This is a genomic window from Streptomyces sp. NBC_00390 (genome assembly GCF_036057275.1).
Taxonomy (GTDB): Bacteria; Actinomycetota; Actinomycetes; order Streptomycetales; family Streptomycetaceae; genus Streptomyces.
Genome location: NZ_CP107945.1, coordinates 2,515,465 through 2,537,859 on the forward strand (window position 1 = coordinate 2,515,465; position 22,395 = coordinate 2,537,859).

19 protein-coding genes are annotated in these 22,395 nt (G+C 70.4%); 4 read left to right on the plus strand and 15 right to left on the minus strand.

All coding sequences use genetic code 11. The features are described from left to right. Positions 1-149 precede the first annotated feature (149 nt). The 4 genes from OHS70_RS10335 to nsdA all read right to left on the minus strand — a co-directional run bounded on the left by OHS70_RS10335 (position 150) and on the right by nsdA (position 6,104). A complete protein-coding gene (locus OHS70_RS10335) occupies positions 150-2,612 on the minus strand; it encodes a [protein-PII] uridylyltransferase (protein WP_328395964.1) in 2,463 nt (820 codons plus the stop codon). 26 nt (positions 2,613-2,638) lie between these two features. Continuing rightward, the gene (locus OHS70_RS10340; protein WP_328395966.1) at positions 2,639-2,977 is read right to left on the minus strand and encodes a P-II family nitrogen regulator; all 339 of its coding nucleotides are present in this window, start codon (positions 2,975-2,977) and stop codon (positions 2,639-2,641) included. After that, positions 2,974-4,329: an ammonium transporter gene (locus tag OHS70_RS10345; RefSeq protein ID WP_328395968.1), complete on the minus strand. Its 1,356-nt coding sequence runs from the start codon at positions 4,327-4,329 to the stop codon at positions 2,974-2,976. The genes OHS70_RS10340 and OHS70_RS10345 overlap by 4 nt, the downstream gene beginning before the upstream one ends. A 299-nt stretch (positions 4,330-4,628) precedes the next feature. After that, positions 4,629-6,104 (minus strand): transcriptional repressor NsdA, encoded by a 1,476-nt coding sequence (gene nsdA, locus OHS70_RS10350; RefSeq protein WP_328395970.1) that lies wholly within the window; start codon positions 6,102-6,104, stop codon positions 4,629-4,631. Between the two features lie 430 nt (positions 6,105-6,534). On the opposite strand from nsdA, the gene OHS70_RS10355 reads away from it, so the two are divergent. After that, a complete protein-coding gene (locus OHS70_RS10355) occupies positions 6,535-7,197 on the plus strand; it encodes a bifunctional DNA primase/polymerase (protein ID WP_328395972.1) in 663 nt (220 codons plus the stop codon). Between the two features lie 93 nt (positions 7,198-7,290). Here the strand turns inward: OHS70_RS10355 and ftsY are convergent, their stop codons facing one another. Continuing rightward, positions 7,291-8,514, minus strand: coding sequence for a signal recognition particle-docking protein FtsY (ftsY, locus tag OHS70_RS10360; RefSeq protein WP_328395974.1), 1,224 nt, complete (start codon positions 8,512-8,514; stop codon positions 7,291-7,293). 157 nt (positions 8,515-8,671) lie between these two features. On the opposite strand from ftsY, the gene OHS70_RS10365 reads away from it, so the two are divergent. Further along, positions 8,672-9,649, plus strand: coding sequence for an LLM class flavin-dependent oxidoreductase (locus OHS70_RS10365; RefSeq protein WP_328395976.1), 978 nt, complete (start codon positions 8,672-8,674; stop codon positions 9,647-9,649). A gap of 33 nt (positions 9,650-9,682) precedes the next feature. Here OHS70_RS10365 and OHS70_RS10370 read toward each other — a convergent pair whose 3' ends face one another. From OHS70_RS10370 to OHS70_RS10385, 4 genes are all read right to left on the minus strand, one after another. After that, positions 9,683-11,104, minus strand: coding sequence for a sugar porter family MFS transporter (locus OHS70_RS10370; RefSeq protein WP_328395978.1), 1,422 nt, complete (start codon positions 11,102-11,104; stop codon positions 9,683-9,685). Positions 11,105-11,256: 152 nt separating this feature from the next. Continuing rightward, on the minus strand, positions 11,257-15,144 hold the full coding sequence (locus OHS70_RS10375) for an AAA family ATPase (RefSeq protein ID WP_328395980.1): 3,888 nt from the start codon (positions 15,142-15,144) through the stop codon (positions 11,257-11,259). A 183-nt stretch (positions 15,145-15,327) separates the two neighbouring features. Further along, complete coding sequence (locus tag OHS70_RS10380) at positions 15,328-15,546, minus strand: hypothetical protein (protein WP_215097132.1); 219 nt, start codon at positions 15,544-15,546, stop codon at positions 15,328-15,330. 413 nt (positions 15,547-15,959) lie between these two features. After that, positions 15,960-16,241, minus strand: a complete 282-nt coding sequence (locus tag OHS70_RS10385; protein ID WP_328395983.1) for an acylphosphatase — start codon at positions 16,239-16,241, stop codon at positions 15,960-15,962. Between the two features lie 153 nt (positions 16,242-16,394). Between OHS70_RS10385 and OHS70_RS10390 the strand changes: the two genes are divergently transcribed. Continuing rightward, the gene (locus tag OHS70_RS10390; protein WP_328395985.1) at positions 16,395-17,270 is read left to right on the plus strand and encodes a CAP domain-containing protein; all 876 of its coding nucleotides are present in this window, start codon (positions 16,395-16,397) and stop codon (positions 17,268-17,270) included. 72 nt (positions 17,271-17,342) lie between these two features. Here the strand turns inward: OHS70_RS10390 and OHS70_RS10395 are convergent, their stop codons facing one another. Continuing rightward, positions 17,343-17,933 carry a flavodoxin family protein gene (locus OHS70_RS10395; RefSeq protein WP_328395987.1) on the minus strand — a complete coding sequence of 197 codons (591 nt, stop codon included), beginning with the start codon at positions 17,931-17,933 and terminating at the stop codon, positions 17,343-17,345. 113 nt (positions 17,934-18,046) lie between these two features. Here OHS70_RS10395 and OHS70_RS10400 point away from each other — a divergent pair, with 113 nt between their 5' ends. Further along, the gene (locus OHS70_RS10400; protein ID WP_328395989.1) at positions 18,047-18,472 is read left to right on the plus strand and encodes a winged helix-turn-helix transcriptional regulator; all 426 of its coding nucleotides are present in this window, start codon (positions 18,047-18,049) and stop codon (positions 18,470-18,472) included. Here OHS70_RS10400 and mutM read toward each other — a convergent pair. The 5 genes from mutM to OHS70_RS10425 form a co-directional block, all read right to left on the minus strand. Next, positions 18,445-19,305, minus strand: a complete 861-nt coding sequence (gene mutM, locus OHS70_RS10405; RefSeq protein ID WP_328395991.1) for a bifunctional DNA-formamidopyrimidine glycosylase/DNA-(apurinic or apyrimidinic site) lyase — start codon at positions 19,303-19,305, stop codon at positions 18,445-18,447. The genes OHS70_RS10400 and mutM overlap by 28 nt on opposite strands. Before the next feature lie 111 nt (positions 19,306-19,416). Next, entirely contained in the window at positions 19,417-20,280 is an 864-nt protein-coding gene (rnc, locus tag OHS70_RS10410) for a ribonuclease III (RefSeq protein WP_328395995.1), read from the minus strand. A gap of 19 nt (positions 20,281-20,299) precedes the next feature. Then, positions 20,300-20,473 carry a 50S ribosomal protein L32 gene (gene rpmF, locus OHS70_RS10415; protein ID WP_026165248.1) on the minus strand — a complete coding sequence of 58 codons (174 nt, stop codon included), beginning with the start codon at positions 20,471-20,473 and terminating at the stop codon, positions 20,300-20,302. A gap of 2 nt (positions 20,474-20,475) precedes the next feature. Then, positions 20,476-21,123, minus strand: coding sequence for a YceD family protein (locus OHS70_RS10420; RefSeq protein ID WP_328405538.1), 648 nt, complete (start codon positions 21,121-21,123; stop codon positions 20,476-20,478). A gap of 135 nt (positions 21,124-21,258) precedes the next feature. Further along, positions 21,259-22,344, minus strand: a complete 1,086-nt coding sequence (locus OHS70_RS10425) for an ATP synthase F0 subunit B (RefSeq protein WP_328395997.1) — start codon at positions 22,342-22,344, stop codon at positions 21,259-21,261. Positions 22,345-22,395: the final 51 nt, after the last annotated feature.

Consider the following 22,395-nt stretch of genomic DNA (forward strand, 5'->3'; position numbering starts at 1 on the left):
TGCCCCCGCCCGTTGTACGGCGGGCGGGGGCCGAATCCCCGCAGCGGCGGGGAGCAAGATTTGACGATCTTCTTGAACTGCTGAGCAGGCCGGCCGATCCCCGCGTGTGCGGGATGCACGTCCTGCTCAGCGCCCCTCCCGGCCGGGCATCACTCCGCCGGCCGGCGCAGGCCTTCGTCCACCGCCCGTACGACGTCCACGGCAGCCTGCGCCGACAAGGGCTGTCCGTTGACGCATGTCACATAGAAGGCGTCCACCGCGTTCGAGCCCAGGGTCGAGACATGTGCACTTCTCACCCGGACCTTCGCTCCCTCCAGCGCCCGCCCGATCCGGTGCAGCAGGCCCGGTGCGTCCTGGGCGCGGACCTCCAGCACCGTGGCCAGGTTCGAGGCGGTCGGGGCGACGGTGACACGGGGTGGCGGGGCCGTGACCCCGCGCCTGCGCGGATACGCCGCCTCGCGTTCGGCGAGTCTGGCCGGGATGTTCAGCGAGCCCTCCAGAGCGCGGACGAGGTCGGCGCGGAGCCGGGCCGCCTGAGGCAGGGAGCCGTACTCGGCCGCGACGCGCCAGTTCAGTACGAGCACCTGGCCGGTCCCGATCTCGCTCGGGAGCTCGACCGCGCGCAGGTCGGCGGCGCGGACGGTCAGCCGGTGCAGGGCGAGTACGCCTGCGGCCGCGGGGAGCACACCCGGCTGGTCGGGCACGGCGATCAGCAGCTCGACACCGACGGGTTCCGGTTCGCCGTCCGGCTGCGGGGTCCCGGTCTGGGTGTGGAGCGCGAGCACCGGCTCGCCCGTGCGCAGCGCCTCGATCGCGAGCCGTTCCTGTTCGGCGCTGGGAGCGGCAGGTTCCGGTTCGGCCGGGGCGTCGCCGGCGAGGACGGCCGCGGCACGCTTCACGAGCTCGGTGACGAGTGAACCGCGCCACGAGGACCAGGCCGCGGGACCGGTCGCGAGGGCGTCGGCCTCCGTCAGGGCGTGGAGCAGCTCCAGGGTGCCCACCGACCCGACGGCCGCCGCGACGGAGGCGACGGTGGCGGGGTCGTCCAGGTCGCGCCGGGTGGCCGTCTCGATGAGCAGCAGGTGCTGGCGTACGAGGGTGGCGATGACGGCCACGTCGCTGCGGTCGAAGCCGATCCGGGTGGCGACGTCGCGGGCGATGGTCTCGCCGGCCACCGAGTGGTCGCCGGGCCAGCCTTTGCCGATGTCGTGGAGCAGTGCGGCAACCAGCAGCAGGTCGGGGCGGCCGACGCGGCGGGTGAGCGCGGACGCCTTGACGGCCGTTTCGACGAGGTGCCGGTCGACGGTCCAGGTGTGCACGGCGTTGCGCTGCGGCCGGCACCGAACCCGCTCCCAGTCGGGAAGGACCCGGGTGATCAGGCCTTCGGCCTCGAGCGCTTCCCAGACGGCCACAGCGGGCTCGCCCGCGCCGAGCAGGGTGACCAGTTCCTCGCGGGCTTCGGCGGGCCAGGGCACCGGCAGCGGTCGGGCGGTGGCGGCGAGACGGCGTACGGCGTGGAGGGAGAGGGGCAGCCCGGACTGGGCGGCGGCGGCAGCGGCGCGCAACGGGAGTACGGGGTCGCGTTCGGGGCGCGCGGTGCGGGCGAGCACGACTTCGCCGTCCTGTTCCACGACGCCTTCGGCGAGGGGGACACGTTCGGGCTGTGGCGGGCGGCCGCCGCTGAACATGGCCCGCAGTCTGGGCCGTACGGACCGCGCCTTGAGCACCCGGTTCACCTCGCGCCAGGTGACGTCGGCGGCGTAGGAGACGGTGCGGGCGGCTTCGTAGACCTGGCGCAGCAGGGTGTCGGCGTCGAGCAGGCCGAGTTCGGCGGCGACCTGGTCCTGTTCCTGGAGAGCGAGCCGGTCGGTGGCCCGTCCGGTGGTCAGATGGAGGGCGTCGCGTACGTCGAGGAGGGTGCGGCGGGCTTCGCCGAGTCCTTCGCGGGGTGCGTCGGCGAGCCAGGAGGCGGCCACGGCGCGCAGTGCGGTGGTGTCCCGCAGTCCGCCCCGGGCCTCCTTGAGGTCGGGTTCGAGCAGGAACTGCAGCTCCCCCTGGCGTTCGGCGCGCTCCCGGCAGAGCTCGTCGAGCTCGGGCAGCCGCTTGGGGGCCTGGTTGCGCCAGTCGGCGAGCACGGTGGTGCGCAGGGCGGCGACCAGTCCCAGATCTCCGGCGACGGGCCGGGCGTCGAGCAGTCCGAGCTGCACCTTGAGGTCCTCGCCCGCTGTCCTGCGGGCTTCGGCAGGGGTGCGCACGGAGTGGTCCAGGGCGAGTCCCAGGTCCCAGACGGGGTACCAGATCCGGTCGGCGAGGGTGGCGATCGCGCCGGAGTCCGCGGTGCCGTCGTGGAGCAGCAGGAGGTCGAGGTCGCTGCGTGGCGACAGCTCGCCGCGGCCGTAGCCGCCGACGGCGACAAGGGCGACACCGCGTACGTCCGCCGCTTGCACGGCGGCGGCGAGGAGTGCGGACAGCCATTCGTCCGTGAGCTCGGCCAGCGCAGCACGGCGCGGCGGCCCGGACTGCGCCTTCTCGGTGAGAAGGCGCAGCCGGGCCGCCGCGTAGCCGCTGGGTCCCGAGTCTTCCGCTTCGGTGGTCACTTCCGGGCTCGTCACCCAACAGCTCCTGTTCTGCCCTGCGCTCAGAGCGCGTCCGGGCCGCGCTCGCCGGTCCTGACCCGTACCGCGGTCTCGACCGGAACGCTCCAGACCTTGCCGTCACCGATCTTGCCGGTGCGGGCTGCCTTGACGATCACATCGACGAGCTGCTCGGCGTCGTCGTCCTCGACCAGTACCTCGATACGGATCTTGGGGACCAGGTCGACCGTGTACTCGGCGCCCCGGTAGACCTCGGTGTGGCCGCGCTGCCGGCCGTAGCCGCTGGCCTCCGTGACCGTGAGGCCCTGGACACCGAAGGCCTGCAGGGCCTCCTTGATCTCGTCCAGACGGTGCGGCTTCACGACTGCGGTGATGAGCTTCATGCGTCCACCTTCTTGGATTCTGCGGCTGCCACGGTGTCACTCGGCGCGGATGCGGCCTTGCGGGAGCCGGCTCCTCCGCCCGCACCGCTGAAGTCGTACGCGGTCTCGGCGTGCTCGACCTGGTCGATGCCGGAGACCTCGACGTCCTCGTCGACCCTCATGCCGATCGTCTTGTCGAGGAGGAAGGCGAGGATCGCGGAGACCACCAGAGAGTAGGCCAGGACCGAGAAGACACCGATGGCCTGCTTGGTGAGCTGGTCGACGCCGCCGCCGTAGAAGAGGCCCTTGACATCGCTCTGGACACCGCCGGTGGCGAAGAAGCCGACCAGCAGGGAGCCGGCCACACCGCCGACGAGGTGGACGCCGACGACGTCGAGGGAGTCGTCGTAGCCGAACTTGAACTTGAGGCCGACGGCCATGGCGCAGAGCACACCGGCGATGGCGCCGACGGCGATCGCGCCGAGCGGGGAGACCGCACCGCCGGAGGGGGTGATGGCGACCAGACCGGCGACCGCGCCGGAGGCCGCGCCGAGGGTGGTGAAGGCGCCGTGGCGGATCTTCTCGTACAGCAGCCAGGCGAGCATGGCGGCGGCGGTGGCGACCTGGGTGTTGACGAACATCACCGCGCCGACGCCGTCGTCGTTGCCGAGCCACGAGCCGGCGTTGAAGCCGAACCAGCCGAACCACAGCAGACCGGCGCCGAGCATGACCAGCGGCAGGCTGTGCGGCCGCATCGGGTCCCTCTTGAAGCCGATGCGCTTGCCGATGACGAGGATCACGCCGAGGGCCGCGGCACCGGCGTTGATGTGGACGGCGGTACCACCGGCGAAGTCGATGACGCCCAGCTCGAAGAGCCAGCCGCCGGCGCCCCAGACCCAGTGCGCGACCGGGAAGTAGACGACGGTGACCCACAGGGCGACGAAGATCGCCCAGGCGGTGAACTTCACGCGGTCCGCGAGCGCACCGCTGATCAGGGCGGGCGTGATGACCGCGAACATCAGCTGGAACACGGCGAAGACGTAGATCGGGATGGTGTAGCCGTCCCAGAGCTCGTTGAGACCGATACCGCTGAGGCCGACATAGTCGGAGCTCCAGCCGATGACCGAGCCGACGTCGGCGCCGAAGGCGAGACTGAAGCCGTAGAGCACCCAGAGGATGGTGACGATCCCAAGGCTGATGAAGCTCATCATCAGCATGTTCAGGGTGCTCTTGACGCGGACCATGCCTCCGTAGAAGAAGGCCAGGCCCGGAGTCATGAGCATCACCAGGGCGGAGCAGATGAGCATGAAGCCGGTGTTGGCGGCAGACAGCGTCGGCGTGTCTGCGGCAAGGGTCGAGATGCCTGGGGGCATCGGCGTCTCCTCGTCGTCGTGCGGCCGCGTGCGGGCGGAGCCTGAGCGGATGGGCGGGCCGGTTATGCGCCATGAGGTTGACGCAGCGCGGTTTCGGCGGATGCCGCACGATGTTTCGCGGCCGTGACGAAGAGGTCCGGCGTGTTACGTCACCATGAACGGAATGATCGTCCGAAAGGGGCGGGCGTACCCTCCCCGGACACAGACCGGCCGCGGCACTCACCCGGATGACCTGGCGGGGGAGCCGAGTCGGGCTGTTCAGGGTGAGCGTCGCGGCCGGGGCCTTGAAGGTGCCGCGCTCAGACCGCTTCTGCGGCCTCAGGCAGCTGAGCTGTGAGCAGGTCGGTGAACTGGGCGACCTCGGGGACGTCGCCGAAGTCCCGCGCGGCCGTGTCGACGGTCTTGCGCAGCCGGGTGTTGACGCGCTCGGAGCGCACCCGCTTGGCGACGGCGAGTGCCTCGCCGGCCAGCACGGTGGACTGCTCGGGCTCCCTCTTCAGCAGGTGCACCGTGGCCATGCCGATGAGGTTGAGTGCGTACGACCGCTGGTGCACGTCGTCCTCGCGGAACAGGTCCACGGCCCGCTCCATCACCGGCTCGGAGAGCGAGGCGTAGGTGGGGCTGCGGCCCGCGACATAGGCCAGGTCACGGTAGGAGTGGGCGTTCTCGCCGTTGAGCTCGGCCTCGGAGAAGAACCGGATCCAGTCGGGCTCGGGCTCACCGTCGAGACCGGCGTCGGCGAAGGTGTCCTCGGCCATCCGGACGGCTCGCCGGCACTTGCTGGGCTGGCCCATGTTGGCGTACGCGCGGGCCTCCATCGCATACAGCATGGCCTGGGTGCGCGCGGTGGCGCAGTCACGGCCGCCGTACTGGGCCAGATGGATGAGCTCCAGGGCGTCCTCGGGGCGGCCGAGGTGGATCATCTGGCGGCTCATCGAGGACAGGATGTACGAGCCGAGCGGCTTGTCGCCCGCCTCCTTGGAGGCGTGCAGGGCGAGGACGAAGTACTTCTGCGCCGTGGGCTGCAGGCCGACGTCGTAGCTCATCCAGCCGGCCAGTTCGGCGAGCTCGGCGGCGCATTTGAACAGCCGCTTCTCGGTGGCGGCGGGCTGCGGCTCCTGGAGCAGGTCGGTGACCTCGTGCAGCTGGCCGACCACGGCCTTGCGGCGCAGTCCCCCGCCGCACTGGGCGTCCCACTGGCGGAACATGGCGGTGGTGGACTCGAGCAGGTCCAGCTCGGGCTTGGACAGCCTTGACGAGCGGCGCTGGGCAGGGGGTGCTTCCTGGGGCCCCGGCTCGGCGGCCGGGCTGGGCACGAGCCAGCGCTGCATCGGCTCGACGAGGGCGGGTCCGGCAGCGAGCGCCAGCGATGTTCCGAGGAAGCCGCGCCGGGCCAGCATCAGATCGCTGCGCGAGAACTCGCTGAGCAGGGTGACGGTCTGCGGGCCCGCCCAGGGCAGGTCGACGCCGGACACGGAGGGCGACTGGTGCACCGACCGCAGTCCGAGGTCCTCGATGGCGACGACGCTGCCGAACCGCTCGGAGAAGAGCTCGGAGAGGATGCGCGGAATCGGCTCGCGCGGCTGCTCGCCGTCCAGCCAGCGGCGCACGCGCGAGGTGTCCGTGCTGATGTGGTGGGCGCCCATCTGGCGCGCCCTGCGGTTCACTTGGCGCGCAAGCTCGCCCTTGGACCAGCCACTGCGCACGAACCATGAGCTCAGCTGCTCGTTCGGGCGCTTGCCGGTGGTCGTACCGTCTGCGCCGCTGCCGCCCACTGGAACGCCTCCATCCGCCGAAGCCTCGTTGCTTCGAACCCCTACCAGAATGCCGTGAATTGCGACTGCCGGTGGGGACCTTGCACCCACTCGAACAGGAAACCTGGTTGCCGTTGGCATACCCAAAGGCGCACAGATTCCCAGGGTCCGTGCACCGAAAGTAATCCTACGATCACCGCTCCGGCGAGGGAGATTGCAGAAACGCCACCATTCGCCACCCCTTCGAATGAACTCGCCTGCCGTCAGGCGCGATTCACTTGACACTGGACGATTCGGGAGGCGGTGAAGCGATGCACTTACAGGCGCACGCCATCCTTCGCGCTCCCCCGCCGGCCGTCGCGCGCCGCCGTCACCCGGATCGGGGACGACGAAGCGTCACAGCAGAACTCCGAGTCGTAACCACCGGCGCGTTGGACCCGTTGGAGGGGGCATGGGCTTCACGATCGGCGGCACCCGGGGGATCAGTCAGATCCGGTCCGGCTCCCGGCGCCGCGGGCGCACGACGGAGGCCACTGCGGTGGCCGAGTACACCGGCCTGTGGGGCTGGCCGGTGGTTCCTGGCGCACGCGCCGCGGCGGGCCGGTGCTCCTGCGGCGACGAGGGATGCACGGCCCCGGGCGCACACCCCCTCGACTTCGCGCTCGAGGTCCCGGCGGGCGCCACCCTCGACGAGGCGAGCAAGGCGTGGGCGGAGGTGCCCGGCGCCTCGCTGCTCCTGCCCGTGGGACGCAGCTTCGACGTCCTCGACGTGGCGGCTTTCGCGGGCCGCCGTGCACTGGTGCGGATGGAGCGCATGGGGCTGCCGATCGGCCCGGTGTCGCTCACCCCGGACGGCCGCTGCCAGTTCTTCGTGGCGCCGGGAGCGGCTGCGGAGCTGCCCCAGCTGCTCTACCGGATGGGCTGGGACGACGCGGATCTGGATCTGCACTGCCTGGGCCCGGGCGACCATGTCACGGCCCCGCCGTCGGACCGCGCGGGCCTCGGCCCGGTGCAGTGGCTGCGCGCCCCGTCGCTGGACACGGCGGCCGCCCCGCCGCAGGCCCGGCTGCTGCTGGGCACGCTGGCCTACGTCTGCCACCGCTCCCACCCCTGACCGGGAGCGGGGCACGGCCGGGACGGGCCCGGACAGCAGAATTGCCCGGCCGCGTCGGTGACGCGGCCGGGCAATGGCGTTCAGAGCGGTGTGTCAGTCGCCGATCAGCGCGTCGACGAAGGCCTCCGCCTCGAAGGGCGCCAGGTCGTCCGGGCCCTCGCCGAGTCCGACGAGCTTCACCGGAACGCCCAGCTCCCGCTGGACCGCGATGACGATGCCGCCCTTGGCGGTGCCGTCCAGTTTGGTCAGCACGATGCCGGTGATGTCCACGACCTCGGCGAACACCCGGGCCTGCACCAGACCGTTCTGACCGGTCGTGGCGTCCAGGACCAGCAGGATCTCGTCCAGCGGGCCGTGCTTCTCCACGACGCGCTTGACCTTGCCGAGCTCGTCCATCAGGCCCGTCTTGGTGTGCAGCCGGCCGGCGGTGTCGATGAGCACGACATCGGCGCCCTCGGCGATGCCTTCCTTGACCGCGTCGAACGCGATGGAGGCAGGGTCGCCGCCCTCGGGTCCGCGTACGGTGCGGGCGCCCACCCGCTCACCCCAGGTCTGGAGCTGGTCGGCGGCGGCGGCTCGGAAGGTGTCGGCAGCGCCGAGCACCACGGAGCGGCCGTCCGCGACCAGGACGCGGGCCAGCTTGCCGGTCGTGGTGGTCTTGCCGGTGCCGTTCACGCCGACGACCATGACCACGCCAGGAGTGTCGACTCCGCTCTCGGTCCTGACGGAGCGGTCGAAGTCGGTGCCGAGCAGCGTGAGCAGCTCTTCGCGCAGCAGGGTGCGCAGCTCCACCGGGGTACGGGTGCCGAGGACCTTCACGCGCTCGCGCAGCCGCTCGACGAGCTCCTGGGTCGGCGCGACGCCGACGTCGGCGGTGAGCAGCGTGTCCTCGATCTCCTCCCACGTCTCCTCGTCGAGGTGCTCGCGGGACAGGAGCGTGAGCAGCCCCTTGCCGAGCGAGCTCTGCGAGCGGGCGAGCCGGGCACGCAGCCGGACCAGCCGTCCGGCGGTCGGCTCCGGGATCTCGATCGCGGGGGCGAGGGGCTCTGCGACGACCGGGTCCTCGAGGGCGACCGGGGCTTCGACCGCCTCTTCGGCGGTCGGGAGGTCGACCTCTTCGATGGTGCGGCGGGGTTCGTCGCGCGGTGTCTCCGCCTCGTCACCGACGTGCGGTTCGGCGGGCGGAGCAGTGATGGTCGGCGTGCTCGACGGCGGCCGGGGCGGCAGCTGCTTCTTCTTGCGGCTGCTGACCACGAGCCCGCTGATGGCGCCGACCGCGACCAGGGCGATGACTACAGCAAGGATGACGATTTCCATAACGCGTCCAGTATGCGTGACCCCTCGCCGCACGCCCGGTTCCCCGAGGCGGGACGCGCGACGCCACGGTTCCGGGCTCGGAACCCTGCCGATCTGACGCTACGTCAGCTACTGTCCCTCCTTGCCATGTCCACACCCGGCGGAGGGGGACGTTCCCATGGCATTCACCGTTGTCCGCTTCAACCTCGTCGACCCCGGCGCCACAGCCGAGACGCTGGCGGCTCGCTATCGGTCGGCGTTGGAGATGGCCGCGTACGCCGACGAACACGGCGTCGACACCGTCCAGACCGAGGAGCACCACGGAGCCGCCGACAACTGGCTCCCCTCCCCCTTCGTCTTCGCGGGGGCCGTGCTCGGCGCGACGCGCCGTATCGCGGTGACCGTCTCGGCGATCATCGGGCCGCTCTACGATCCGCTGCGGCTGGCCGAGGACATCGCCGTACTCGATCTGATCGGCAAGGGCCGGCTGGTCACCGTCGCAGGTATCGGCTACCGGCCGGAGGAGTACGAACAGCTGGGCGTGGAATGGGGGCGGCGCGGCGCGCTCCAGGACGAGCTGCTCCACACGCTGCTGGCGGCCTGGACCGGTGACCCGTTCACGTACCGCGGGCGCACCGTGCGCGTCACTCCCCGCCCGTACACGCAGCCGCATCCGATGCTGCTGGTCGGCGGCTCCTCCCGGGCCGCCGCCCGCCGCGCTGCCCGGTTCGGGCTGCCGTTCTTCCCGAGCGCGCATCTGCCGGAGCTGGAGGCGTACTACAACGAGCAGCGCGCCTCGTACGGAACCGAGGGCTTTTGCATGATGCCCGCCGAGCGGACCCCGCTGCTGCATGTCGCCGAGGACCCGGACCGGGCCTGGGCGCTGTACGGCGAGCATTTCCTGCACGAGGCGCGGACGTATGCCTCCTGGCAGTCCAAGGACATCCGGTCCGCCGTGCGCTCCAAGGCGAGCACGGTCGAGGAGCTGCGCCGCGAGGGTGTGTACAGGATCGTCACCCCGGACGAGTGTGAGGAGCTCGGGGCACGGGGCGGGAGTCTGGTCCTGCACCCCTTGTGCGGCGGGATGCCGGTGGACGAGGGCCGGCGCAGCCTGGAGCTGCTGTGCGAGACGGTGCTGCCCCGGCTCACGCGCTGAGCCATGGCAGCGACCATGGCGAGGCAGCGGGGATCAGCCCATCTCCTCCAGCGCCTTGCCCTTCGTCTCCGGCACCCACTTCAGGATGAAGGGAATCGAGAGCAGCGCGAAGGCTGCGTAGATCACGTACGCGCCCGACAGGTTCCAGTCGGACAGGGTCGGGAACGTCACAGTGATCAGCCAGTTGGCGATCCACTGGGCCGAGGCGGCGACACCCAGCGCGGCGGCGCGGATCTTGCCCGGGAACATCTCGCCGAGCAGCACCCACACCACCACGCCCCAGGAGAGGGCGAAGAAGAGCACGAAGAAGTTGGCGGCGAAGAGAGCCACCGTGCCCTGAAGGTCAGGCAGTGAGATGTCCTCGCCGGTGCCGGTCTTGTACGAGAACGCCCAGGCCGCCAGGCCGAGCGAGATCGTCATGCCGACGGAACCGATCAGCGCGAGCGGCTTGCGGCCGAGCCGGTCGACGAGCAGCATCGCGATCACCGTACCGACGATGTTCACGATGGACGTCTCGAAGGAGTAGAGGAACGAGCTCTCCGGATCGATACCGACCGACTGCCACAGCGAGGAGCTGTAGTAGAAGATCACGTTGATGCCGACGAGTTGCTGGAAGACGGAGAGGCCGATGCCGATCCAGACGATCGGCAGGAAGAGGAACTTTCCGCCGAGCAGGTCCTTGAACGAGGGCTTCCGCTCGTGCCGCATGTTCTGCTCGATCTCGGCGACCCTGATGTCCAGGTTCACCGTCTTGCCCTCGACCTCGCGGAGCACCTTGCGGGCCTCCTGTGTGCGGCCGATGGAGACCAGGTAGCGGGGCGACTCCGGGATGAAGAAGGAGAGCAGTCCGTAGATCAGAGCCGGTACAACCATGATGCCGAGCATCCACTGCCAGGCCTCGAACCCGCCGATCTCACCGCGCTGCTCACCGTCCGCGAGGTTGAGGACGCCGAAGTTGACCAGCTGTGAGACGGCGATGCCGATGACGATGGCAGCCTGCTGGAACGAGGCGAGGCGGCCGCGGTACGCCGACGGGGACACCTCGGCGATGTAGGCCGGGGCGATGACCGAGGCCATGCCGATGGCGACGCCGCCGATCACACGCCACAGAGCGAGATCCCACAGGGCGGTCGGCAGCGCGGAGCCGAGCGCGCTGGCGATGAACAGCACGGAGGCGATCTGCATGACGCGGATCCGGCCGATGCGGTCGGCGATCCGGCCGGCGGTCGCCGCGCCGATGGCGCAGCCGATCAGCGCGGCGGCGATGACCTGGGCCAGGAGCTCGGAACCGACATCGAAGCGATCGCGGATCGCGACGACGGCGCCGTTGATCACCGCACTGTCGTAGCCGAAGAGGAAGCCACCCATCGCGGCCGCTGCCGCGAGGAAGACGACCCGGCTGAGATGCTCCGGCCTGGCCTTACGGCCTTCGGGCGCCTGCGCTGTACCTGTCACATGCACTCCTGGGGCCGCCCGGCGGCGACGCCGGGCGTGGGGGGTGAGCCCTTCCAGTGGCGCACAACTTCAGGCGGCCCACCACTTGAAGACACAAGCAATGCCGCAGCGGCCATGTCTTCACGTGTCGAAGCCTCGAGCCCGGAGGGGCGCTATCGCAGGCGCTGGCTGATCACCTTGGAGACGCCGTCTCCCTGCATGGACACGCCGTACAGGGCGTCCGCGACCTCCATGGTCCGCTTCTGGTGCGTGATCACGATCAGCTGTGAGCTCTCCTGCAGCTCCTGCATGATGCGGATCAGCCGCTGGAGATTGGTGTCGTCGAGCGCGGCCTCGACCTCGTCCATCACGTAGAACGGGCTCGGCCGGGCCTTGAAGATCGACACCAGCATGGCCACGGCGGTCAGCGAACGCTCGCCGCCGGAGAGCAGCGAGAGCCGCTTGACCTTCTTGCCGGGCGGCCGGGCCTCGACATCCACACCTGTGGTGAGCATGTTGTCGGGATCGGTCAGGATGAGCCGGCCCTCGCCGCCGGGGAAGAGCCGGGAGAAGACCCCTTCGAACTCCCGGGCGGTGTCCCGGTACGCCTCGGTGAAGACCTGCTCGACGCGCTCGTCGACCTCCTTGACGACCTGCAGAAGATCGGCCCGGGTCTTCTTCAGGTCTTCAAGCTGCTCGGAGAGGAACTTGTGCCGTTCCTCAAGCGCGGAGAACTCCTCCAGCGCCAGCGGATTCACCTTTCCGAGCTGCTGATAGGCCCGTTCGGCGGCCTTGAGGCGCTTCTCCTGCTCCGCGCGCACGAAGGGCCGCGGCAGGTTCCGCGGATGCTCCGGGTCCTCGGGCAGTTCCTCGCCCTCGGCAGGCGGCGACGGCGGCACCAGCTGGTCGGGGCCGTACTCCGAGACCAGCCCGGCCGGCTCCACACCGAGCTCCTCCAAAGCCTTGGTCTCCAGCTGTTCGATCCTCAGCCGCTTCTCCGCGCCGAGCACCTCGCCGCGGTGGACCGAGTCGGTCAGCTTGTCGAGCTCGCTCTTCAGGTCGCGCCCCCGGTTGCGGGCGGCGGTCAGCTCCTGCTCCCGCTCCGCCTTGGCGGCCTCGGCCGCGACGCGCTCCGCCTCGGCCCGTACGAGCGACACCTCGACATGCGCCAGCAGCTGGCGGGCACCGCCGGCCACCGCGGCGGCGACCTCGGCCTCGTGACGCAGCCGGGCCCGGCGCTGATCGGCGCGCGCCCGGGCCTCGCGCTCGGCCCGCGCTCCCCGGTCCAGCGCGTCGGCCCGGCCCGCGAGTCCCTTCACGCGCTCCTCGTGCGTACGCACCTGGAGGCGGGCCTCCATCTCGGTCTGGCGCGCGTTGGCTCCGTCGGCGGCGAGCCGGTCCCGTGTGTAGGTGTCGGGCTCGTCCTCGACGGGGGCCTCCTCGGCCACAAGAAGCCGTTCGGCCAGCTCCTCGGCCTCCTCGCGGGCCCGTTCCAATGCTTCCTGGGCCCGGGCCGCGGCCGCGGTGGTCCGCTCGGCCTCACCGGCGGCGCCGCGCGCCTGCCCGGCGAGCCGTCCCAACTGCCCGGAGACCGCGGACTTCTCCCGGTCGGCAGCTCTGCGCCGCTCCCCCAGTTCCTCCACGAGCGCGGCGCAGGCGCCGCGGCGCGCCACGGCCTGCTGCTGTGCGGCGGTCAGCTCCTCGCACTGCAGGGCCAGCTCCTCGAGCTCGGCGGCTGCATCGTCGACGGACGCCTGCACTTCGAGCAGACTGGGCGCCCCGGCGGAGCCGCCGTGCGCAAAGTGGGCGCCGAGTACGTCGCCTTCGGCGGTGACGGCGGTCCACTCGGGGTGCGCGTACACCAGGTCCTCGGCGTCCTCGAGAGTCCCGACGACGACGATGCCGCGCAGCAGACGCCGCACCGCGGGCATGAGCTGATCGGGCCCGCGGACGAGGTCGGCGACGTGCGGGGCGTGGTCCCAGGCCCGATCGACCGCCGGTGCCACTCCGGCCGGGCCGCACCTGTCCGGGCCCGGCGCGCGAAGGTCGTCGCCCGTGACGGCTGCGGCCGCGCCGCGTGCGTCGTCCCATCGCTCGGCCGGTTCACGGCCGTCGCCCGCGCGAGCCGCGCCACCGCCGGCGCCGTGGTTGCCCGAGCCGGCCACGGCCGGGTGGGTGTCGTTCGCCGACGCCCCGTCGAGCGGTGTCCCGGGCCCGCCCGTCGGCCGAGTACCCGTCATCCCCTCGGCGTCGCCGGGCGCGTGGCCTCCGCCGCTGTGCGATCCGTCGCGGACGCCGACGCTGACGGTCCCCGCGCCACCGGCTGCCGGAACAGGTTCCGCCGCGCCCGCCAGCAGCATCGCCGCGCGTCCCCCGTCCTGCTTGCGCAGCAGGCGGATCGCTTCTGCGGCCGTGCCGGGGTTGGCGACTGCCACCGCGTCCGCCGCCACGCCCAGGGCCGCTGCCACCGGGATCTCGAAGCCGGGGGTCACGGTGAGCAGCTGGGCGGCCGGGCCGAGGAGCCCGCCGAGGCGGTCCTTCGCGCCGAGCAGAGTCCCGGAGCCGTCCTTGCGGCGCAGGCCGAGCGCGAGCGCCTCGCGCCGGGCGGCCACCGCGGCGCGCTTGCGTTCCGCGCCGGTCAGCGCCTCCCGGGCGGCGCCGAGCGCCGCCTCCGCCGCGGCCAGTTCCCGCTTGGCCGCGTCGTGCTGCTCGGCCAGCGCCGAGTCGTCCGCATCGAGGCCGTCGACCTCGGCCTTCAGCTGCTCGTACTCCTCCTGCGCCGCGAGGGCCCGCTCCTGCGCCTCGTCCCGCGCGGCGGCCAGCCGGTCGATCTCGGCCTGTGCCGACGCCGCACGCGAGCGGGCGGCGTTGACCTGGCCGCCGAGCCGGGCCAGTCCTTCGCGCCGGTCGGCGATCGCCCGGGCGACATCCTTGAGCCTGCGTTCCTCGACCGCGAGTTCGCGCTCCAGTTCGGCGCGGTGGGCGACGGTGTCCTCCAGTGCGTGCTGCGCCGCCTCCATCGCGGCCTCCAGCTCCGCCTCCTGCTCTCGGATGCGGGCGGCCTCGCGCTCCATGTCCTCCGGGTCACGCCCCCGCCGCTCCTCCGCCGGCTGAGCTGTCGCGCTCTTGACCCGGGCGTCGGCGAGCGAGGTCGTACCACGCACCCGCTCGGCCAGCTGCGAGAGTTCGTACCAGCTCTGCTGGGCACGCTGCAGCCTCGGCGCGAGCCTGCGTACCTCGTCCTCCAGATGCGCCTCACGCGTCAGCGCCGACTTGAGCTCGGCCTCGGCGGCTTCCTTGCGCTCCTTGAGCGCGGCTTCGTCGGCGACCTCCGTACGAAGCGCTTCCCGCATCCGTACGAGATCGTCGGCGAGAAGCCGGAGCCGGGCGTCCCGCAGATCGGCCTGGATGACGGCGGCCCGCCGGGCGACCGCCGCCTGCCGTCCCAGCGGCTTGAGCTGGCGGCGCAGTTCGTCGGTCAGGTCCTGTACGCGGGCGAGGTTGGCCTGCATCGCGTCCAGCTTCCGCAGCGCCTTCTCCTTGCGCTTGCGGTGCTTGAGTACGCCGGCCGCCTCCTCGATGAAGGCCCTGCGCCCCATCGGGTCGGCGTGCAGGACGGAGTCGAGCTGGCCCTGTCCGACGATGACGTGCATCTCCCGGCCGATACCGGAGTCGGACAACAGCTCCTGGATGTCGAGCAGTCGGCAGGTGTCGCCGTTGATCTGGTACTCGCTGCCGCCGTTGCGGAACATGATCCGCGTGATGGTGACCTCGGCGTACTCGATGGGCAGCGCACCGTCGGAGTTGTCGATGGTCAGGGAGACCTCGGCGCGACCGAGCGGCGGCCGCCCGGTCGTCCCGGCGAAGATGACGTCCTCCATCTTCCCGCCGCGCAGGGACTTGGCTCCCTGTTCACCCATGACCCAGGAGAGCGCGTCCACCACATTGGACTTGCCCGATCCGTTGGGGCCCACCACGCAGGTGATACCCGGCTCGAAGCGCAGGGTGGTGGCGGAGGCGAACGACTTGAAGCCGCGCAGGGTCATGGCCTTGAGGTGCACGCCGCCGGACTCTACCTTTCACTCGCGGTTTCACCCATGAAGGTGCAGGGCACATCAGACGTTAAAGAAAGCACCGCAGGGGGCGAGGCATCGGTCGGGGCGGGACACCAGCCGGAAAGAAAGAAGGGACGCCTAGGCGTCCCTTGCATATCTTGCTTCGAAGAACTCCAGCGGACGCCGTGCTCAGGTGAGCGCAGGCTCCGCCTGGGGTACGTCGATGTCGATGCCGTCAAGCAGCGACTCTCCAGGGTGCTGAGCGACGGCAGCGTTCAGCGCGTCGTTCTCGGACTGAATCCGTACAAGCTCGGATTCGAGGTCCTGGACGCGCTGCTGGAGCCGTCGCATCTCGGCGAGGAGTCGCGGATCGGAACCGCCGACGTAACCGAGAAGCGCCTTTGCCATGATGGATGGTCCTCCACACTGAGTGACCGACCGAATCGGTGTGGGTCGTGAGGGATTCGCACCCGCGGTGCTCGACAGTGCTTGTTACTGCTTGATATTGCTGCGGTTCTTACTGCCAAACAGCTAAGGTGCGCGGGGCTTCCAGAGTCTCACCAAAAAGTTTGACGGTCAACACGATCACACCCCGTATCGGCGGGCAACCCGGGGGCATACGGCCGCTGAAACCGCGGCGGAGCCTGACCTGCGGGGCCCTGGGGGCATGGAGATCATCCTTAGGGCGCAGCCTGGCACGAGTAGCCGCTTCTTGGCAACCACCAGCCTCTTTCTGCTGACGACAGGGTGCTCACGGCATGCACCCCGGGCGTCCACCCGGGCGCGCGGGACGCCCCGCCGACGGGTACGCCGGGGCCGTCTCAGCGGATGGCGAAGCCGTCGTAACCGCCGCGGGGCGTGTCCCAGATCTCAGTGACTCCGTCGACCCGGCCGGGCGTGTCGTCGGAACGGAGCCATTCGAGCAAAAGGTGGCAATTGTCACGTGATCCCTCGGCGACCACCTGAACGCGACCGTCATCGAGGTTGACGGCGAAGCCGGTGAGGCCGCCGATCTCCAAAGCGTTTGCCCTGGTGAACCAGCGAAAGCCCACTCCCTGTACTCGGCCGCGTACCCATGCGGTGAGCCGCGCATGATCGTTCATGTGTGCACGGTAGCGGGCCGGTAGCTCACAGGTCACGTCGCCTTTGGGCGTATTCGCGTACAGTCGCCATCCAATGACCCTCACTCGAACGGGTGAGTCTCGTGGACCGGACCGCCGATGGCGGGAGCGTCCGAAACCAGGAAGGCACAGCAGATGGGACGCCATCGACGGAAGAGGGGTCTGCCCGTCCGCACCGGGCTGCTCGGCGCCTCCGCAGCCATGGCGGTCGGCGCGGTGGCAGTGACCGCCGGCATTCTGCCGGGCGGCGACAAGGACACTGCGGTCCCCGCGGGCCAGTCCGCGTCGCAGGTGCGTACGCAAGGAGTCCCGCGCCTTCAGACGCAGGGCGACGCGAGCGACGGGCCGACAGCGGGCACGTCCGGCACCTCGGGCAGCGCGATTTCCCCGCGCAAGCCCTCGGCGGACCCCAAGGCCCCGTCGAAGGCACCGTCCAAGCCCGCCTCGAAGACCCCGTCCTCCAAGCCGGCCGAGCCGAACAGGGCCGCCAAGCCGTCGGCGGCGCCCTCGAAGGCCGCCGAGTCGCCCGAGAAGAAGAAGCCGAGCACCGCCCCGGCCCCCGAGCGGTCGAGCGCGCCCAGCCGCCCGGCCCCCGAGCGGTCGAACCCGGTCGCCGAGACCCCGTCGAGCGCCGAGACCTCCGCCGAGGCGGGCGTGCTGAAGCTGGTGAACGACGAGCGCGCGAAGGTGGGCTGCAGCCCGGTCAAGGCCGACCCCACTCTGGGCAAGCTGGCGGACGCCTACAGCCGGGACATGGCGAACCGTGGATTCTTCGACCACACCAACCCTGAGGGTGCGACCCCCTGGGACCGTGCGGGCAAGGCGGGTGTGACCAACCTCGGCGGCGAGAACATCGCGCGTGGGCAGGCCGACCCGGCCGCCGTGATGGACGCCTGGATGAACAGCGAGGGTCACCGCCAGAACATCCTCAACTGCGACTACAAGACGCTCGGTGTCGGTGTGTTCATCGCCGACGGCGGCCCGTGGTGGACGCAGGACTTCGGCTTCTAGCAGTCGGTTCGACACATCAAGGGCCCAGGTCACCGCAATGGCGACCTGGGCCCTTGAACGTGTATGCGGCCGTTACGCGGCGACGGCGCCGCGGCCGGCGATGAACACCCGGGCCGTCTCGGCGACGCGGCGACCGAGGTGCTCGGCCGTCGCGATGTCCGCCTTGTGCACGCCCTCCGGGCCCTCGTCCGCGTTGGTCTGGGCGGCGGCGCCGGCGAAGAAGCCGAGGCGGTTGAGGTCGTTCTCGGAGCCCTCCGTGGTGTTCCAGCCCGGGGCCAGGCCCAACGGCACCCAGATCATGTTGTGCTGCGAAGCGAGCGTCTGGAAGAACTGCAGCGTGTGCAGCTTGTCGCCGCTCTTGGAGCCGGAGTTGGTGAATCCGGCGGCCAGCTTGTTGTGCCAGGACTTGGTGAACCAGCGCTTCGACGTCTCCTCGGCGAACTGGTGGAAGGCGCCGGACGCGGTGCCCATGTATGTGGGCGAGCCGAAGACGATGACGTCGGAGCCGTCCAGCAGCTCCCATTCGGCGTCACTGATCTCGTCCACCTTGATCAGGTGGACCCGAGCGCCGGTGTCGGCAGCGCCGACGCGGACGGCTTCGGCGATCACGGCGGTGTGCCCGAAGCCGGAGTGGTAGGCGATCGAGACGACAGGTGTGGTCATTGCAGGGGTCTCCTCATCAGCAGCGCCGGTCTTCAGCGATGAAGAAAGGAAAGCACTAACTTCTAGTTAGCGCAACCCATTGGTTAGCGCTGCGCCTGAGTATCCTGGCAGCCATGGACAACGACCTCGCGTTCGACGTGTTCTCCCGGCAGTGCCCCTCGCGCACCACGCTGGAGCATGCGACGGGGCGCTGGGGCAGTCTGACGATCGGGGCCCTGCACGAGGGATCGATGCGCTTCAACGAGCTGCGGCGACGCGTCGACGGCGTGAGCGAGAAGATGCTCTCCCAGACGCTCCATGCGCTGGAGCGGGACGGCCTGGTGCACCGGGAGGCCCAGCCGACGAATCCACCGCGGGTGGACTACGAACTCACCGATCTCGGCCGGGCCGTTGCCGAGCGGCTGTTGGGGCTGATCCACCTGGTGGAGGGCCGGATGCCCGAAGTGCTGGCCGCTCGCGAGCACTACGACACCGAGCGTGAGACCCCTGCGGGTCAGGACACGGCAGGGAGTCAGGACACGGTGCGCGGGGCCCGCTGACAGCGTGGGCAGAAGTAGCTGGAGCGGTTCATCCAGGGCCGGCGGCGCATGGGTGTACCGCAGCGGCGGCAGGGCTGGTCCTCGCGTCCATAGGCGTCCAACGACCGCTCGAAATAACCTGATTCGCCGTTGACGTTCACATACAGACTGTCAAAGCTGGTGCCACCGACGGCGAGTGCGGCGGTCATCACCTCCCGTACATGGCCGAGCAGTTCGGCCGAGCGGGGGCGGGTCAGCGTCGCGGTGGGCCGTTCGTAGTGGAGTCTGGCCCGCCACAGCGCCTCGTCCGCGTAGATGTTGCCGACACCGCTGATCAGTGACTGGTCGAGCAGCGCGCGCTTGATCGTCGTACGCCGGGCCCGCAGCGCGGTGTGGAAGGCGGCGTCGTCGAAGAGCGGGTCCAGCGGATCACGGGCGATGTGCGCGATGACGTCGGGCAGCCCGCCGGGAGCGTTCTCGTGCAGGGACAGACCGCCGAAGGTGCGCTGGTCGACGAAGCGGAGCTCGGTGCCGAGAACGTCGTCGAAGCGGACCCGGATCCGCAGATGCTTCTCGTCCTGGGCGTCCTCGGCCTGTATGAGCAGCTGACCGGACATACCGAGGTGGGCGAGGACGGACATGTCGGTCTCCGCCACGGGCAGCCACAGGTACTTTCCGCGCCGGCTCGCGTCGCCGGCTGTGCGGCCCTTCAGCCGCGCCGCGAAGTCCTCACCGCCCGCGAGATGCCGTCGCACCGCGCGGGGGTGCAGCACCTCGACCTCGGCGATCGTCCGCCCGCTGACCCAGCGCTGCAGGCCACGGCGTACGACTTCGACCTCGGGCAGCTCGGGCACCGGCTCTCCTGTGTCAGTCTCGGACGACGCTCGCAGCGTACCGCTCCCACAACGCCCCGAGGTCCCTCACCAGGGGCGAGGGACCTCGGGGAAAACAGCCTCACATGCGGATCAGGCGGATGCCCGGTCCACAGGTGCGGGATCCGAAGGTGCAGGATCCGAAGGGCTTTCGGCAGCCCCTTCGTCCAGCGCGGCACCCGCTTCGGCCGCGGCCTTGGCCGCCGCCGCACGCTCGTCCGCGGCGGAACGGATCTCCCGCCACGCGGACTCCGCCGCCTGCTGCTCCGCTTCCTTCTTGCTGCGGCCGGTGCCGGTGCCGTACGAGACACCACCGACGCGGGCGGCAGCAGTGAAGGTCTTCTCGTGGTCCGGGCCGGTCTCGGTGACGAGATACTCCGGGACTCCGAGCCCCTCGGCAGCCGTGAGCTCCTGGAGACTGGTTTTCCAGTCCAGGCCGGCTCCGAGGTTCGAGGACTTCTCGATGAGCGGGTCGAAGAGCCGGTGCACCAGCTCGGACGCCGCTTCGAGGCCCTGGTCGAGATAGACCGCGCCGATCACTGCTTCGAGTGTGTCGGCGAGGATGGACGCCTTGTCCCGGCCGCCCGTGCCCTCTTCGCCCCGGCCGAGCCGGATGAACGAACCGAGTTCCAGGCCGCGACCGACCTCCGCCAGCGCACGAGAGTTGACCACCGCGGCCCGCAGCTTGGCCAGTTGGCCTTCGGGCAGGTCGGGGTGGGTGCGGTACAGCGTGTCGGTGACCACCAGGCCCAGCACGGAGTCCCCGAGGAACTCCAGCCGCTCGTTGGTGGGCAGCCCGCCGTTCTCGTACGCGTACGAACGATGGGTCAGCGCGCGCACCAGAAGGGCGGACTCGAGGTGGTACCCGAGCCGCCCTTCCAGAAGGGTGTGGGACGAGGCCGCGTTGGCTGTGGTCACTGCGTCTGCCTGCTTCTTGGCATTGGACAGCTCAGACATCGTGCCTCTCACCAGCCGCTCAGACCTCGAGAACCTGGCGCTTGTTGTAGGTGCCGCAGCTCGGGCACGCGATGTGCTGCTGCTTCGGCTCCTGGCAACGCTCACACGAAACCAGGGTGGGGACCGCAGCCTTCCACTGCGACCGGCGGTGGCGCGTGTTGCTGCGCGACATCTTCCGCTTCGGAACAGCCACGGCTACTTCTCCTGCTTCTCGTCGACGCCCGCTTCGGCGCCGCCCATGTTGTCCTTCTCGCCGTCCTGAACGGTCTCGGCGAGTCCCTGCAGTGCCGCCCAACGGATGTCGACGGCGTCGTGGTGGTGGCCCGGGTTCTCGTTCAGGTTGATCCCGCAGTCGGAACACAGACCTGCACAGTCCTCCTGGCACACCGGCTGCATCGGCAGTGCGAGCACCACCGCATCACGCAGCACGGGTTCGAGGTCGAACAGGCCGTCCTCGAGAAAGAGCGTGTCCTCGTCCTCGTCGTCGACGGTGTCCTTGTCGGGGGTCGCAGCACGGCTGCGGCCCCGGTCGTCGGCGTCGGGGTAGGTGAACAGCTCCTGGAAGTCCGCGGCGACCTCATGGCGCAGCGGCTCCAGACACCTTACGCAATCCCCCTCGGCCGCTGCACGGGCGGTGCCTGTGACAAGCACCCCTTCCATGACCGACTCGAGGCGGAGGTCCAGCTCCATCGGAGCGCCTTCCGGCACTCCGATGACCCCGTCGATGCCGAAGTCCTTCGGAGCGTCGGCCGTGCGGGACAGCCGCTGGAGCGCACCGGGACGCCGGCCCAGCTCGTGCGTGTCGAACACGAGAGGGTTGCGGTGGTCGAGGCGCGTGCTCAGGGCTCTTCCTGCTTTCGGTTCGTGGGGAGGACCGTCCCGATTCGCGGTGCGAAGCGGACAGCCGGGATCGCAAAACTACGCGCGACCGAAGAGCCAGGATACTGGAACGGCCGCCATAGACCCAATCCGGGCCTCTCAGCGCCCCTGCTCGTACCGGTGCAGCTGGTCCAGGTCGATCATGCTTGTGTCGAAAAGGCTTGTCTCGTCGAGGGCGGCGCCCTGCTGGACCGGGATCTGGTGCTGCGGCTGCTGCCCCCCGTAACCCGCGTGTGCACCGGCCCCGGCGGCGTACGGGTCCGGCTGGGCGTACTGCTGCTGGTCGTAGCCCTGCTGCTGTCCTCCGTAGCCGGCGGCGGCATACGGGTCCGGCTGCTGGTAGCCCGCGTAGGCGTCCTGGTAGCCGTAGGCGCCGGTCTGGGCCGGGACCTGGGGCTGGTAGCCGTACGGGTCCTGCTGCGGCACGGCGGGAACCGCCTGCGGCTCGGGGTCGGCGAGCTCTGCGAGGCCCGCCAGGTAGTCGGCGTCGCTCGTGTGCTGGTGCGGCCCGGCGGCGTCCTGGGCGGCCATGTGCGCGCCGAGGTCGTCCGTGGCGATCCGGCCGTGCAGCTTCTGCCGGCCGCGGCCCACGGCGTCGAGGGTCTTGGACAGCACGGCCTCGAAGGCGCCCAGCTTGGCGTCGACGTACTGGTCCGCGCGCTGCTTCAGGGTCTCCGGGTCGGCGCTGTACTCGGGGGCGTCGTCGTCCTCGGCCTCGCCGTAGGCGAGATCGGCGGACGGGCCTCGGCCGAGCAGCTTCTCGCGGCCGCGGTCGACCGACCCGATGGTCTTGGTGAGGACGACCTCGAAGTTGGCCAGCTTCGAGTCGACGTAGTCGTCCGCCTCGGCCCGGATCTCGTCGGCCTCGCGGCGCGCCTCGGCGAGGATGCGGTCCGCCTCGTCCTGGGACTGGCGGGCGACCTGGGTGTCGGAGATCAGCGAGCCGCGCTCGGCGTGGGCGGACTGAATGATCCGCTCGGCCTCCTGGCGGGCCTGCTCGACCATCTGCTCCCGGCCGCCGATGAGCTCCTGGGCATGGGCCAGCGACCCGGGCAGCGCCTCGCGGACCTCTTCGAGCATGGCGAGCAGCTCGGCGCGGTTGACCACGCACGAGGCCGACATGGGCATGGAGCGGGCGTTCCCGACCGTCTCGACGATCTCGTCCAGCTTCTTGTGCACGTCCACCGTGGTTCGCCACTCTCTACTGCTGTTGGGAGACGGACGGGACGACTGTAC

Coding starts and splice junctions, on each gene's coding strand:
- OHS70_RS10340 (WP_328395966.1), bottom strand. CDS start 2,977: ATGAAGCTCATCACCGCAGTCGTGAAGCCGCACCGTCTGGACGAGATC.
- OHS70_RS10345 (WP_328395968.1), bottom strand. CDS start 4,329: ATGCCCCCAGGCATCTCGACCCTTGCCGCAGACACGCCGACGCTGTCT.
- OHS70_RS10355 (WP_328395972.1), top strand. CDS start 6,535: ATGGGCTTCACGATCGGCGGCACCCGGGGGATCAGTCAGATCCGGTCC.
- ftsY (WP_328395974.1), bottom strand. CDS start 8,514: ATGGAAATCGTCATCCTTGCTGTAGTCATCGCCCTGGTCGCGGTCGGC.
- OHS70_RS10365 (WP_328395976.1), top strand. CDS start 8,672: ATGGCATTCACCGTTGTCCGCTTCAACCTCGTCGACCCCGGCGCCACA.
- OHS70_RS10380 (WP_215097132.1), bottom strand. CDS start 15,546: ATGGCAAAGGCGCTTCTCGGTTACGTCGGCGGTTCCGATCCGCGACTC.
- OHS70_RS10385 (WP_328395983.1), bottom strand. CDS start 16,241: ATGAACGATCATGCGCGGCTCACCGCATGGGTACGCGGCCGAGTACAG.
- OHS70_RS10390 (WP_328395985.1), top strand. CDS start 16,395: ATGGGACGCCATCGACGGAAGAGGGGTCTGCCCGTCCGCACCGGGCTG.
- OHS70_RS10395 (WP_328395987.1), bottom strand. CDS start 17,933: ATGACCACACCTGTCGTCTCGATCGCCTACCACTCCGGCTTCGGGCAC.
- OHS70_RS10400 (WP_328395989.1), top strand. CDS start 18,047: ATGGACAACGACCTCGCGTTCGACGTGTTCTCCCGGCAGTGCCCCTCG.
- rnc (WP_328395995.1), bottom strand. CDS start 20,280: ATGTCTGAGCTGTCCAATGCCAAGAAGCAGGCAGACGCAGTGACCACA.